This window comes from Daejeonella sp. (assembly GCF_030684675.1).
Taxonomy (GTDB): domain Bacteria; phylum Bacteroidota; class Bacteroidia; order Sphingobacteriales; family Sphingobacteriaceae; genus Daejeonella.
In genome coordinates this window covers 24,740-38,564 of record NZ_JAUXXZ010000006.1, presented here as the reverse complement: position 1 = coordinate 38,564, position 13,825 = coordinate 24,740, and the positions used below count along the sequence as shown (strand labels likewise).

The window sequence follows — 13,825 nt, the reverse complement described above, 5'->3', positions numbered from 1 at the left end:
GAATGTGCGAGTGCCATGGTACGGTGAGAACACCGACCAGAGGGAAAACCTAAACTGTAATCCTGGATTTTCAAAGGTCAGAGCGTTACCAGCCCATCTTGGTGTCATCACCCCGGGGGTCAGCGCCACCCTCATAATAACCCCATTGGGTTTTAAGGATCGCATCAACACGGCCAATTGCTCTTCTTTCCTTAAAGGTATAGCCCTTTTTCTTCAGCTTTTGCCTGACCAGGGAATCTAATCCAGCTTTTTCAAAGGTAACCACATCCGGATACCACTGATGATGGAATTTCTTCGCATTTACCGCAGCCTGCATTCCCATATCAAATTCAAGTACGTTCAATATAGTTTGAAAAACAGAAGTAATAATAGTTGAGCCGCCTGGTGTTCCAACAATCATGAACAGTTCACCTCCTTTTTCCAGAATAGTTGGGGTCATTGAGCTAAGCATTCGTTTTCCGGGAACAATCGCGTTGGCTTCTCCTCCAAGCATTCCGAACATATTAGGAGTGCCCGGCTTTACTGAAAAATCATCCATCTCATTATTTAAAAGGAAGCCTGCTCCTTTCACAAATACCATTGAGCCATAACCACCATTCAGTGTTGTAGTCACTGATACCGCATTTCCATCCCGGTCAACAATAGAGAAATGGGTAGTCTCTTCACTTTCCTTTGGCATTTCTCCTGCTTTAATATCAGAGCTAAGTGTTGCTTTCTCCCAATTAAAATCTTTCATTCTGTACTTTGAATAGATCGGACTAACCAGATATTTCTGGGGTACCTTATAAAAATCAGGGTCGCCAAGATGGCTTGCCCTGTCGGCATAAACCCTACGCTCAGCCTCAACCATAATCTGAACGGTGGAGTCGGAGTTATGTCCCCATCTCCTGAGTGGGTATTCTTCAACAGAATTCAAAAGTTGCAGCAAAGCAATGCCACCACTTGATGATGGTGGCATAGTAATTATCTTATAATCTTTGTAGTTTCCAACCAAAGGTTCGCGCCATTGCGACTGATAATTCTTTAAATCCTCTTTGCTGATCAAACCACCACCCCTTTTCATCTCAGCTTCTATATGATCTGCCACTTCACCCGCGTAAAATCCTTCACGGCCTTTATCCCGGATCAGTTCCAGAGCTTTAGCAAGATCATCCTGAACCCAAAGATCACCTTTTTCCCATTTTTCCTTAATAAAGTATGATTTACCCGGATTGTATTTTTTGATTCCTTCCTGCAATTCTGTAAACTCTTCTACCTGTTCATCAGTGACTGGGAATCCCTTTCTGGCAAGATCCAATGCAGGTTGTACAACTTCTGCCCAGCTTAATTTACCGAACTTTTCATGAGCCTTAACCATACCATCAACACTTCCGGGTACACCGGCGGCAAGGTGTCCGTATAAACTCTTATCTGTAATGGCATTACCGGCAGAGTCGAGGTACATATCACGACTTGCCATTCCCGGGGCTTTTTCGCGAAAATCCAGCGTTGCCAGTTCTCCGCTTGCAGAGCGGTATACCATGAATCCTCCTCCACCTAAATTACCGGCGCCGGGATAAACCACCGCCAGAGCAAATTGCACTGCAACCGCAGCATCAACCGCATTTCCACCTTTTTTGAGGATATCCAAACCTACTTTCGAGGAAGATGGATGGGCAGAAACGACCACACCATTTTTATATTCACCGGAATTATTTTTAGAGAGGCTTCCGCCAAGACATCCCGAAAGCAGAATACCCAGGACAATTAATAAACTTGTTCCCTTCATAAATCTCATTGCTGTATTTCTATGCATTTTTATATATTTTTTCAACCTGATCTTTATATTTCTGTAAGATAACTTTCCTTTTCAAACTTAGTTTTGGAGTAAGTTCTCCTCCATCGATACTCCAATCTTCTGTCAGCAGTTCAAATTTTTTAACTTGCTCCCAATGTCCAAAATCTTTATTGAAATGATCAATAACAGATTGAATTTTATCAATTACCCTTTGATCTTTGATCATATCTGCATTATTGCTGAATGGTATTCCTGATCGGCTGCACCATGCAGATAATGCAGAAAAATTAGGTAGAATTAAAGCCGCCGGGAACCGCTCATTCTCCCCGATTACTATCATTTGCTCGATATAAGGTGATTCCTTGAATTTATTTTCGAGTATCTGTGGTGCTATATATTTTCCACCAGCTGTTTTAAAGATCTCCTTTTTACGGTCGGTTATTCTAAGGTATTGACCATCAACCAATTCCCCAATATCCCCGGTATGGAAGAACCCATCCTTATCAATCACCTCATCACTTAGATCCGGACGATTATAATAGCCCTTCATCACATTTGGACCTTTACATAATATTTCTCCATCTTCGGCAATTTTTATCTCCACATCCCGGATAGCCTTCCCAACCGTCGTGAATTTTGCAGCACCTACAGTCAGACCGTTTACTGCAATTACAGGAGAAGTTTCTGTTAGACCATAGCCCTCCAGAACCGGCATACCTGCAGCCCAAAAAACCCGCGCAAGACGCGATTGCAAAGCAGCACCACCCGATACTACGGCCAGAATATTGCCACCCAAAGCATCACGCCATTTATTGAAAATCAGCTTATTAGCTAGTTTTAATTGAATTTCATACCAGAGACCGTTTGCTCCATTCATTTCATACCTGAGTCCGAGGTTTAATGCCCAAAAAAATAATTGCTTTTTTACTCCTGTTAATTCAGAGCCTTTGGCTACTATTCTGTCGTATACTTTTTCGAGAAGGCGGGGAACTGTTGTAAAACCATGCGGTTTAACTTCTACAAGATCTGCAGCTATGGTTTCCATACTCTGGGCGTAATATACCGATACCCCTAAGTAGAAGTACATGTAAAGCACCATCCGCTCAAAAATATGTGAGAGCGGAAGAAAACTTAGTGCTTTTTTGAAGCCCTCAGGGTACAATACAGAAGAGGCAATCACATTACTTACCAGATTGCTATGTGTCAGCATGACTCCTTTTGGTGTTCCGGTAGTCCCCGATGTATATATTAAAGTCAGCAGATCTTCAGGGAGTATACGATCGCGATAAACCTGAAGATTTACAGGTTCAGCCCGCTCTCCAATCTCAATCAATTCCTGCCAGTGTGGTACTCCTTCAATGCTATCAAAACTAAATATCTTAAAGTCGAGCCCCTCAGTTTTTCTGACATTGTTCAGTTTTTCATACAGTACAGATTCAGAAACGAATACTATTTTTACATCTGCATCTCTGAGTATAAACTTGATATCGTTCTCGGCAAGTGTTGGATACATGGGTACCTGAGTTGCCCCGATCTGCATGATTCCGAAATCGCAAATATTCCATTCAGGACGGTTAGCTGACATAATTGCAACCTTGTTATCCTTTTTGATCCCCGAAGCAATTAATCCCTGACTTACTGAATTTACCTGCGCAACAAATTTTTCTGTCGAATATTTATTCCAAATACCATTTTGCTTTGCGGCCACCATATCATCTTTCCGGTGCTTTTCAAGCGAATGCTCCAAAAGATCAAAAACACGTGTAATTTCTGCCATAACTTCTATTCTTTGTAAAATGTAATTTAGCAAAATAGCTAAAAATAAATAAGGTCTGCTTAAGAAATAAATTCTCCCTGATATAAAGTTGTGTGCTTCATGTGATTGGCAAAATGTAAGATTAAATATCATGACAAAATTTAATTTCTGTCAGAAAAACTCTGCTATGGCACTGTATTTGAAAACTACTGTTTATAAATAATTATGATTATGAACAAGCTATTTCTACTATGTTTAACTGCAGGATTTATTTTTCTTGCCAATTCAAACTCACAAGCACAAACTTATGAGAATGCCATCGGAGTAAGACTTGGGTCTTACAATGGCTTAAACTACAAAACGTTTTTAAATACAAACAAGGCCTTAGACCTTAATTTATCATTCAGAAACAATGATGATCTCAAAAGATTTCTGTTGACCGGACTTTACGAAGTTCATAATCCTATTGAAGGTGCCCCTGGTCTGCTTTGGTATTACGGCGGTGGTGGTAGTATCGGATCTTATAAAAGAAGGGATTTCGAAGGTGACCTTTGGTTAAGTGCTGATGGTGTGCTGGGTCTGGATTATAAAATTGAAGGAGCTCCGCTAAACCTTGCTATCGATTGGAGACCGCGTTTCGAATTAACTCCAAATACGGATTTTCGTACCGGAGATGTAGGTCTTGCAATTAGACTTACTTTCTAAAAAAAAAGGGGCTGCGTCATATGAAGCAGCCCTTTTCTTTGTTGTCTGTTATCTGTTGTCTGTTATCAGGATAAACCATTAGCCTGGAGGGGCCGCGTTACCCATTCTCAATTCTCCACTCTCAATTCTCAATTATTAAAGTTTCAACCACCTCTTCCTCACAGCAATCTGTGCTTCAGTAAGATTTGATAAAGAAGCAATTCTAAATCTATGATTTGGATTTCTAACCAGCGTCACTTCAGTCTGTCTTATCAATCCGTCACGATTAAATGATATCAATATTTTTTCACCGGGACTTTTAGTGGATATGAATTTCTCAACTTCTGATAATCTGGGATCCGAAACATTATTTATACGGTTTCCATCTATGGAAAGTATCTCGTCATTCACATTCAGCCCGGCAATCCATGCCGGGCTCTGGCGACTTACATTTGTCACTATGATCTTACCATCTTTTAGTGCTGTTAACGCTCCCAGATATGCTTCATTACCTTTAGCCGCATCATCAATCAGTGTAAATCCGGCATAGGCAAAATATTTGTTGTAATCTATGGTCTTTACGCCGTTAACATAATCTTTGTAAACATCGTCAAATGATTTTCCTGCTACCTTTTCAAGCATTGTTTTAAACTCGGCATCCGTATATCCCCGGCCTTTCTTTGTATAATACTCATCGTACATCGCCTTCATCACTTCATCCAATCCGGCTTTTGCCTGAGTAGAATAAATGGTTTCAAGGTCCATAATCAGAGCGATAAGAGCTCCCTTGCTATAATATGAAATAGTGGAATTAGCAGAGTTTTCATTTGGGCGATATTGTTTAATCCAGGCATCAAAACTAGCATCGCTAACAGTCTCAATCCGATTCCCCGGCTGATTTTCAACAGAGCTAATCGAAGCGGCTAAATTCATCAGGTAACGATCCGGACTTTGTAAACCAGCCCTTTTGGTATAGATATCCTGATAATAAGCCGTAAAACCTTCAGCGATCCAAAGATTTCTGGTGTAATTCTCCTGCTCATAGTTAAATGGCCCCAATGCTATCGGACGCAAACGCTTTACGTTCCAAATATGAAAATACTCATGAGAAACAAGTCCCAGGAACCTCAAAAGGCCTGTCTCTGTATTGTATGAATTGCGGCTGGCTCCTAAAACAGTTGAATTCAGGTGCTCAAGTCCGCCACTTCCGGAATTAAAATTATGAACAATAAACACATAACGCTTGTTCGGATTAATACCAAAAGTCCTGGTTTGTTCTGTAACGATCTTTGCCATATCCCGCTTGAGAATCTCCTTGTTATAGTTTCCTCTTCCGTACATCGCAACCTCATGCCGTACTTCCTCGGCAACAAATTCAAAAATGTCCTGATTCCCTACTTCGAAAGGTGAATCATAAAGCACATCGAAATCAGGGGCATAAAAAGTATTTGGCTTTGAAGTCACTTTTTCAAGACCGGTAGATATTTTAGACCAGGATTTATGAGGATTGATTGTGATCTCAGATGCTATATTCAGCTGACCATCCGGATACATAAAAACTCCTGCTGGAGATAAAAAAGCATGCGATTCATCCACAAAGCTTGTCCTTACAGATATTTCGAAAGAATATACCCTGTAACTCACTTTTATCATCCCGGAGTTTGCTTTACTGATTCTCCAGGTGTTTTTGTTAATTTTTTCAAATGGAAGTTCTTTACCGCCTGAACCAAAGGCTTTAAAACCCTCCACATTTTTTGAAAATTCCCTGATCAGATAAGACCCCGGAGTCCAAACAGGCATTTTTAGATCGATATGTGCAGCTTTAACTCCAGAAATATTCATTAGTACCTCTGCATAATGAGCCTGAGGTTCTGTAAAGGAAACCTCATAAGCAATTTTATTTTGGGCAAGAACTGAGCTGGACATAAGGGCAATAAAAATTAAAGAGACAAAATATTTCATTCTTCTATAAATAATTGTTCGATCGCAAAAGTAAGTTTTCGATTTAATTTAAATTGGAGTGGCTGTTAATGTTCGGTAAAATAGTTGCTACATCCAACTAATTACAAAGTATAAAAATAGATTTGTGTTATTAATATGCTTGAACCGCTAGCTAATCCATTTATAGCTGTTTCTAAAAAATATCTGAGTGCCCTTTCAAAAATGGTTGCTCAGTTATCTATAGACAGGTATCATTATGTATTAATCTTAATAGATTCTCATGATGAAAACCTAACCCAAAAAGCACTAGCCGAAATTTTACATATCGATAAATCCTATATGGTCACAATTTTAGATTATCTGGAAGAAAGGGGCTATGCGATGCGTGAAAAAAATCCACAAGACCGTAGGGAACAACTCATCAGATTAACCCCAAAAGCTGAAAGCAGTATACCAATCATCAGAGAGGCTATAAAAGAGCTGAATGAAGTAGCATTTCAAAATATTTGTGAGTCTAAAAAGCAAATATTCAACGAGGTATTAACAACTATTCAGTTTAATTTAATCGACAATACACCCGAATTAGAGGAAAAAACACATTCTATATTAAAAAACTATAATTAATTGCATGAAACCATCATGATTTTGCTTAAACCTTTCATGGATATAATTATCCAATCATGATAGCCCGCCCGGCCAAGCAGTTCGGACGGGCTTCATCACCATTAAAAAATCAAAAAAGAAACAGATGAAAACTAAATATATCGTTTACACAATTCTTGTGATCCTGCTGGCTGTATTTGTAGCATACCGAATGAATAAGAATAAAGCTCAAAAAGCAGGTGCAGGCGCAGGTCATGGATCAGAATTACCAGCCTCTGTACTAACCGTAAACGGTATCGTTACTAAGGCAGAGAATTTTTCAAACTCACTTGCAATCGCTGGTACAATAGAAGCAAACGAGCAGGTTGATATTCGGAGCGAAGTATCCGGCCTTGTAACCGAGATCCTTTTCAACGAAGGTAGTACCGTCTCCAAGGGAAAGGTATTGTTAAAGATCAATGATCTTGAGCTGCAAGCTCAGCTTTCTCAGGCTTTAACTAAGCAAAAATTAGCGCAGGAAACAGAATATCGTGCAGGTAAGCTGCTTGAAAAAGAGGCAATCAGTAAAGAAGAGTACGATGTTGCCCTCTCAGAATTACGCTCATTGCAATCTCAAACACAACTTATCCGCGCACAATTGGCTAAAACTCTGATCCGCGCACCATTCAGTGGTAAAATTGGATTAAGGACAATTTCTGCAGGGGAATATATTACCCCCTCAAGCAATATTGCCCGATTGGTCAGTACTAACCCAGTTAAGATTTTATTTTCAATTCCTGAGAAATATGCAGGTACGATAAAACTAAATACACAAATCTCCTTTACAGTCGCTGGCTCGAATAACACCTATACTGGTACAGTTTATGCGATTGAACCAGGAATAGATATGTCTACCAGAACCATGCAATTAAAAGCCAAAGCTTCCAATTCTAATGGGGATTTGCTACCGGGATCTTTCGCTAAGATTGATTTGCCTCTTAGCAATATAAATGACGCTATTTTAATACCAACAGAATCGATTGTACCTGTTCTTCAGGGCAAAAAAGTATACGTAAGTTCGAAAGGAAAAGCCAAAGAAGTTATGGTTGAGACAGGAACCCGCACCGAAAAATCGGTATTAATCCTTTCGGGATTAAGCATTGGCGATACAGTCCTGACAACAGGTATCATGTCATTGAAAAACGATCTGCCAGTAAAAGTTAAGGTTACAAATTAATTTAAGCTTAGTAGCATATTTTACCAGATAAAATAAGAAAATAGTCCTATGAGTTTGTCAACCACCAGCATAAAAAGACCAGTACTCGCAATCGTTATGAATCTGCTTTTGGTTCTTTTCGGCGTCATTGGCTTCAATTTTTTAGGCGTGAGGGAATTCCCATCCATCGATCCGCCGATTGTTTCGGTACGAACAAGCTATCCGGGTGCAAACTCAGATATCATTGAATCTCAGATTACTGAACCCCTTGAAAAAGCATTGAACAGTATTGAGGGTATCAAAAACATATCCTCTTCAAGTAATCAGGGAACAAGTAATATTAACATTGAATTCAACCTTGATAAGGAACTCGAAGAAGCTGCAAATGATGTAAGAGATAAGGTTTCTCAGGCTGTAAGAACCTTGCCAAAAGACATCGACGGACTTCCGGTAGTATCTAAGGCTGATGCGAACTCAGAAGCTATTCTTTCAATGACCTTGCAGAGTGACCGCAGAAATCAATTGGAGCTGAGTGATTATGCTGAGAACGTAATTTCTCAACGTCTTCAGACCATTCCCGGAGTTAGTGGAATACAGATCTGGGGGCAGAAACGCTTTGCCATGCGTATCTGGATAGACCCGGCTAAACTGGCGGCATACAGGCTTACAGCATTGGATGTAAAAAATGCTCTTGACCGCGAAAATGTGGAATTACCTTCGGGTAAAATAACCGGAAACGCTACCGAATTATCCGTAAAGACATTGGGTAATCTCACCAATGAAGAAGAGTTCAATAATCTGATTATTCAAAGTTCGGGGGATAATATTGTTCGTCTGAGAGATATCGGCACTGCAGTATTAGGGCCTGAAAATGAAGAGACTATGCTTCGCTCATCCGGTACGCCGATGATTGGAATGGGTTTGATTCCACAACCGGGTTCAAATTATCTGGAAATCTCAAATGAATTCTACAAACGGTACGAGCAAATTAAGAAAGATCTTCCTGAAGATTTCAGGACTGATATTGCAATGGATACCACCATATTTATAAAACGCTCTGTTACCGAGGTAGCCGAAACAATATTAATCTCTCTGATCCTGGTAATTCTGATCATATTTCTTTTCTTCCGTGACTGGAGTATCGCATTCAGGCCATTGATCGATATACCGGTATCATTGATATCAACTTTCTTCATTATGTACCTGTTTGGATTTTCCATCAATGTACTTACTCTGCTCGCAGTTGTATTGGCTACCGGTTTGGTTGTGGATGATGGAATTGTTGTTACAGAAAACATCTTTAAAAAACTTGAAGAAGGATACAGTCCAATTGAAGCAGCCATAAAGGGCTCAAATGAGATCTTTTTTGCGGTAATTTCAATCTCTGTAACCCTTGCTGCAGTATTCCTTCCGGTAATTTTTCTGGAAGGATTTGTCGGGCGTCTCTTCCGCGAATTCGGGGTCGTCATCGGGGCTGCAGTATTAATATCTGCATTTGTATCGCTGTCTTTAACACCGATGCTGAATGCTTATATGATGAAGGCCAATAAAAAGAAAACCAAATTCTACAATTGGTCAGAACCCTATTTTGAGAGTATGACCTCAGGTTACGCAAGTTCCCTGAAAAATTTCATGAAGAAACGCTGGGTTGCATTTCCAATCATTATTGTTTGTATCGGTCTTATCGCACTCTTTTGGACAGTTCTTCAAAAAGAGACCGCACCTTATGATGACCGTGCAGCAGTTAGTATGCAGGTTACAACCCCAGAGGGCTCATCTTACGAATATACTGATAACTTCATTCTTGAGCTTTCCAAACTGGTAGAGGATTCTATTCCGGAGAAAGAATTTAACCTTATGGTAACTTCTCCGGGATTTAGTGGTTCAGGAGCAGCAAACACCGGATTTTTAAGAATTCGTTTGAGCGAACCATCAGAAAGGCAAACTTCACAAGCACAAGTTGCTGAAAGATTGACAAAAATTACCAAGCCCTATACAGAGGGCCGTGTATTTGTAATCCAGCAGCCCACAATTTCAGTTACCCGTCGTGGGGGTTTACCGGTGAATTACATTATTCAGGCTCCAAATTTTGAAAAGCTTCGTGAAAAGTTACCGCTGTTCATGGAAGAGATCAGTCAGGACCCAACTTTTACCGCAACTGACGCAAATCTGAAATTTAATAAACCTGAAATTAATATCACTATTGATCGTGAAAAATCCAGAAACCTGGGTGTATCGGTACTTAATGTTGCTCAAACCCTGCAATTTGCACTTAGCGGACAGCGATTTGCTTATTTCCAGATGAACGGCAGGCAATATCAGGTTATCGGTCAATATGACCGACCCGACCGTAATGACCCATTGGATCTGACCTCTATTTTTGTACGAAATAACAAAGGGGAGCTTATACAGCTCGATAATCTGGTTACAGTACAGGAAACGAGTACCCCTCCCCAATTGTATCATAACAACCGATTCATGTCCGCAACAGTGTCCGCAGGCCTGGCTCCGGGAAAAAGCATTGGCGACGGAATTGATGTAATGGACAAAGCAGCTGCAAAAATACTGGGTGATACATTTACTACCGATCTTGGTGGAGAATCACGTGATTACAGAGAGAGTTCTTCGAATACCCTTTTTGCATTTACACTAGCCTTGCTATTAGTCTACCTGATTCTGGCCGCCCAGTTCGAAAGCTTCATTGATCCATTCATTATTATCCTGACAGTGCCAATGGCTGTGGCCGGTGCCTTCCTTTCTCTCTGGTTATTCGGACAAACCTGGAATATCTTTAGCCAGATCGGAACGATCATGCTCATTGGGCTCGTTACCAAGAATGGTATTTTGATTGTGGAGTTTGCAAACCAATTGAAAGAACAGGGAATGCCTTTAGGTGAGGCGATTATAGAAGCATCAGTAGCACGATTAAGGCCAATCCTGATGACAAGTCTGGCAATTGCCTTAGGTGCATTACCAATAGCCATGGCTTTGGGTGCAGCTGCAAAAAGCAGAATGAGTATGGGGATTGTAATTATAGGTGGTACACTTTTCTCTTTGATCTTAACGCTATACGTAATCCCAGCAGTTTATTCAATGTGGTCGAAAAAACATAAACCGCTTCCGGAGATAACAGGAAAACCAGAAGCAGTTCTTGAAGCAGAATTGATTAATGCTTAATAAATACACTAGGATCAGGCTTATTAAGAGGCTTTATCATTGGGATATTAATACATATGAACAGAAAAAAAATTAAATTCAGTATTCTACTAATTTTTGCATGCCTATTGCACATTTCAAGCATCCATGCGCAGGAACGACTTAGTCTGGAGCAGGCGGTGCAGACCGCATTGGAAAACAACTATGATATCAAGTTGAACAAGAATGAGGTTGAGCAGGCCAAAAATAATGTGAACAGGGCTAATGCGGGCATGCTTCCTGTAGTAACAGGAAATTTAAGTACAAACAATACCGTTTCAAATACGAAACAAACACTTTCCAGCGGAATATCACAGGAAAGAAATGGTGCAAAAAATACCAATCTGGTTTATGGACCCGTTGTTAACTGGCAAGTGTTTGACGGTTTTCAAATGTTCGCCCGATATGACAGACTGAAGGAACTTGAAAACTTAGGTGAAGCAAACTTCAAACTGGCAGTTCAGACAACACTTGCTGATGTTATTAACAACTATTATGATCTGGTTCAGCAGCAACAGCAAATCAAAGCACTCGGCGGTGCACTTGAAATATCCAGAATCAGACTCCGGAATTCTAAAAGCAGGTACACTATTGGGAAAGCTGCTAAACTTGAAGTGCTGGCCGCTTCTGTTGACCTGAATACAGATACCACCAACCTCCTTAGACAAATTGACCAGTACCGCAATACAAAAATTAAACTCAATGAACTTCTGGCAAGAGATATTAATACCGATTTCTCAGTGTCAGACACCATAATTATTGGCAATAGTCTCATGCTTCCTGAATTACAAAATTCTGCAGCTCAGCTAAATCCATCACTACAATTAGCATTGATTAATAAACGAATTTCAGAAATCAATCTTAGAGAAGTTAAGGCAAACCGGTATCCGGGAATAAACCTGAATACAGGTTATAACTTTAACCGATCAACTTCTGAACTTGGTTTTGCCAGAAATTCGGTGGGAAGGGGTCTTAACTACGGTCTCACTGCTTCAATTAATATTTTTAATGGCCATTTGCAAAAGAGAGCAGAAAAGAATGCCTCTCTTCAAATAGAAAACAGTCAGTTACAATATGAAAAGCTAAATCAGTCTATCACTTCACAATTAAGCTCTTTGTTCCAAACCTTCCAGACTAACCTGCAACTGGTGAAACTTGAACGTCAGAACCTGGAAGTAGCAAGACAAAACATGGATATCACTCTCGAAAAATTCAGACTGGGAAGTGTTGCACCGCTTGAATTCAGAGAAGCTCAGCGAAACTATATTGATGCAAATGCTCGTTATACCAATGCACAATTCGAAGCTAAACTGGCAGAGGTAGCATTAATGCAGCTCTCAGGAAAACTTAATCTTCAGTAAAAGACCTATAATTCTAATTCTCTTGCTTAAGTGTAAAGAATTAGTAATTTTGATTTGATGATTACCTTCAAATACAAAAGTGTATTACTTGTAGATGATAGCTACATAGACAATCTGATCAATCGAAAGATTTTAGATAATGGCAATTTTGCAGAGTCTATTACCGTAATCGAATCACCAAAAGAAGCCTATAAATACATACGGGATTTATACCTTGAAGGTAAGGAACTTCCCGAGGTCATTTTTTTGGATCTGAGAATGCCCTTAATGAACGGTTTTGAATTTCTTAAGGCATTAACTGAGTTGCCTGATCTGGGACCCGATAAAATTAAGATTTATGTTCTCACCTCATCTCTGGATCCAAAAGACATAAGAAGAGTGAAAGAAAATCACCTCGTATCCAAGTTTATTGGCAAACCACTTACAAGTCAAATTCTTCAGGAAATTTAAATATGTTATTAGTTGCAGACAGCGGCTCAAGCAAAGCCGACTGGATATTAACGCTTTCAGATACTGAAACCATACCTTTCAGAACAAGTGGCATCAATCCATTCTTCCTGTCTGAGAAAGATATTATCAAAATATTCCAGAATACTCCTGCAATACAGCCTTATACAGATCAGGTAAACGAAATATACTTTTTCGGAGCAGGCTGTTCAAGCCCGGACCGACGTGAACATATATCCAACGCTCTATCTAAAATATTTAAAAACGCATTTGTCAGTGTTGATATAGATATCATTGCATCCATTTATGCCACTGCAGGCAATTCAAAAGGAATCTGTTGTATAATCGGTACAGGATCTAACATTACCTATTTCGACGGATCAAAAATCCATGAAAGTAAGCATGGTTTGGGATATATTCTTGGCGATGAAGGTTCAGGAACCTGGCTCGGAAGGCAATTAATTGCCAGTTTCTTATATGGACGGATGCCAACAGAGCTTTCTGTTAGCTTTGATGCAATCTATAAAATCGATAAAGAGTCGATCATTAAGCATGTTTACCAGGAACCCGCACCAAATTTCTATCTGGCATCTTTCGCACCCTTTCTAAGTGAACATATCAGCCACCCCTTTATTATTGATACCTTAAAAAAAGGATTCAGTGAATTTATAGAAACAAACATCAAATCTTATCCCGATTACAGGGATCAAACCTGCCATTTTGTAGGCTCAATTGCATATCATTTCTCAGACATCCTGAAAGAGCTCTGTACTGCAAACGAAATTAAAGTAGGGAAAATCCTGAAACATCCTATCGAAGAACTATCCCGGTTTATTTTAAAAAACGGAATCTAGTTTATTCAGATA

Annotated in this window: 10 protein-coding genes; 7 read left to right on the top strand and 3 right to left on the bottom strand. The window is 39.8% G+C overall.

Annotation, left to right across the window (positions count from 1 at the left end; translation table 11 throughout):
• Positions 1–85: 85 nt before the first annotated feature.
• Both ggt and Q8M41_RS00730 read right to left on the bottom strand, forming a co-directional pair.
• A complete protein-coding gene (gene ggt / locus Q8M41_RS00735) occupies positions 86–1,795 on the bottom strand; it encodes a gamma-glutamyltransferase (RefSeq protein ID WP_305363317.1) in 1,710 nt (569 codons plus the stop codon).
• Positions 1,788–3,554, bottom strand: a complete 1,767-nt coding sequence (locus tag Q8M41_RS00730; RefSeq protein ID WP_305363316.1) for a long-chain fatty acid--CoA ligase — start codon at positions 3,552–3,554, stop codon at positions 1,788–1,790. The genes ggt and Q8M41_RS00730 overlap by 8 nt, the downstream gene beginning before the upstream one ends.
• A gap of 210 nt (positions 3,555–3,764) precedes the next feature.
• Here Q8M41_RS00730 and Q8M41_RS00725 point away from each other — a divergent pair, with 210 nt between their 5' ends.
• The gene (locus Q8M41_RS00725) at positions 3,765–4,238 is read left to right on the top strand and encodes a hypothetical protein (protein ID WP_305363315.1); all 474 of its coding nucleotides are present in this window, start codon (positions 3,765–3,767) and stop codon (positions 4,236–4,238) included.
• Positions 4,239–4,373: 135 nt separating this feature from the next.
• Here the strand turns inward: Q8M41_RS00725 and Q8M41_RS00720 are convergent, their stop codons facing one another.
• A complete protein-coding gene (locus Q8M41_RS00720; protein WP_305363314.1) occupies positions 4,374–6,179 on the bottom strand; it encodes a M61 family metallopeptidase in 1,806 nt (601 codons plus the stop codon).
• A gap of 135 nt (positions 6,180–6,314) precedes the next feature.
• Between Q8M41_RS00720 and Q8M41_RS00715 the strand changes: the two genes are divergently transcribed.
• The 6 genes from Q8M41_RS00715 (at position 6,315) to Q8M41_RS00690 (ending at position 13,813) form a co-directional block, all read left to right on the top strand.
• Complete coding sequence (locus tag Q8M41_RS00715) at positions 6,315–6,782, top strand: MarR family winged helix-turn-helix transcriptional regulator (protein WP_305363313.1); 468 nt, start codon at positions 6,315–6,317, stop codon at positions 6,780–6,782.
• 124 nt (positions 6,783–6,906) lie between these two features.
• Entirely contained in the window at positions 6,907–7,977 is a 1,071-nt protein-coding gene (locus Q8M41_RS00710; protein WP_305363312.1) for an efflux RND transporter periplasmic adaptor subunit, read from the top strand.
• 48 nt (positions 7,978–8,025) lie between these two features.
• Positions 8,026–11,133 (top strand): efflux RND transporter permease subunit, encoded by a 3,108-nt coding sequence (locus Q8M41_RS00705; protein WP_305363311.1) that lies wholly within the window; start codon positions 8,026–8,028, stop codon positions 11,131–11,133.
• A 56-nt stretch (positions 11,134–11,189) separates the two neighbouring features.
• Positions 11,190–12,512, top strand: a complete 1,323-nt coding sequence (locus Q8M41_RS00700) for a TolC family protein (RefSeq protein WP_305363310.1) — start codon at positions 11,190–11,192, stop codon at positions 12,510–12,512.
• A gap of 57 nt (positions 12,513–12,569) precedes the next feature.
• A complete protein-coding gene (locus Q8M41_RS00695; RefSeq protein WP_305363309.1) occupies positions 12,570–12,962 on the top strand; it encodes a response regulator in 393 nt (130 codons plus the stop codon).
• 2 nt (positions 12,963–12,964) lie between these two features.
• On the top strand, positions 12,965–13,813 hold the full coding sequence (locus Q8M41_RS00690) for an N-acetylglucosamine kinase (protein ID WP_305363308.1): 849 nt from the start codon (positions 12,965–12,967) through the stop codon (positions 13,811–13,813).
• Positions 13,814–13,825: the final 12 nt, after the last annotated feature.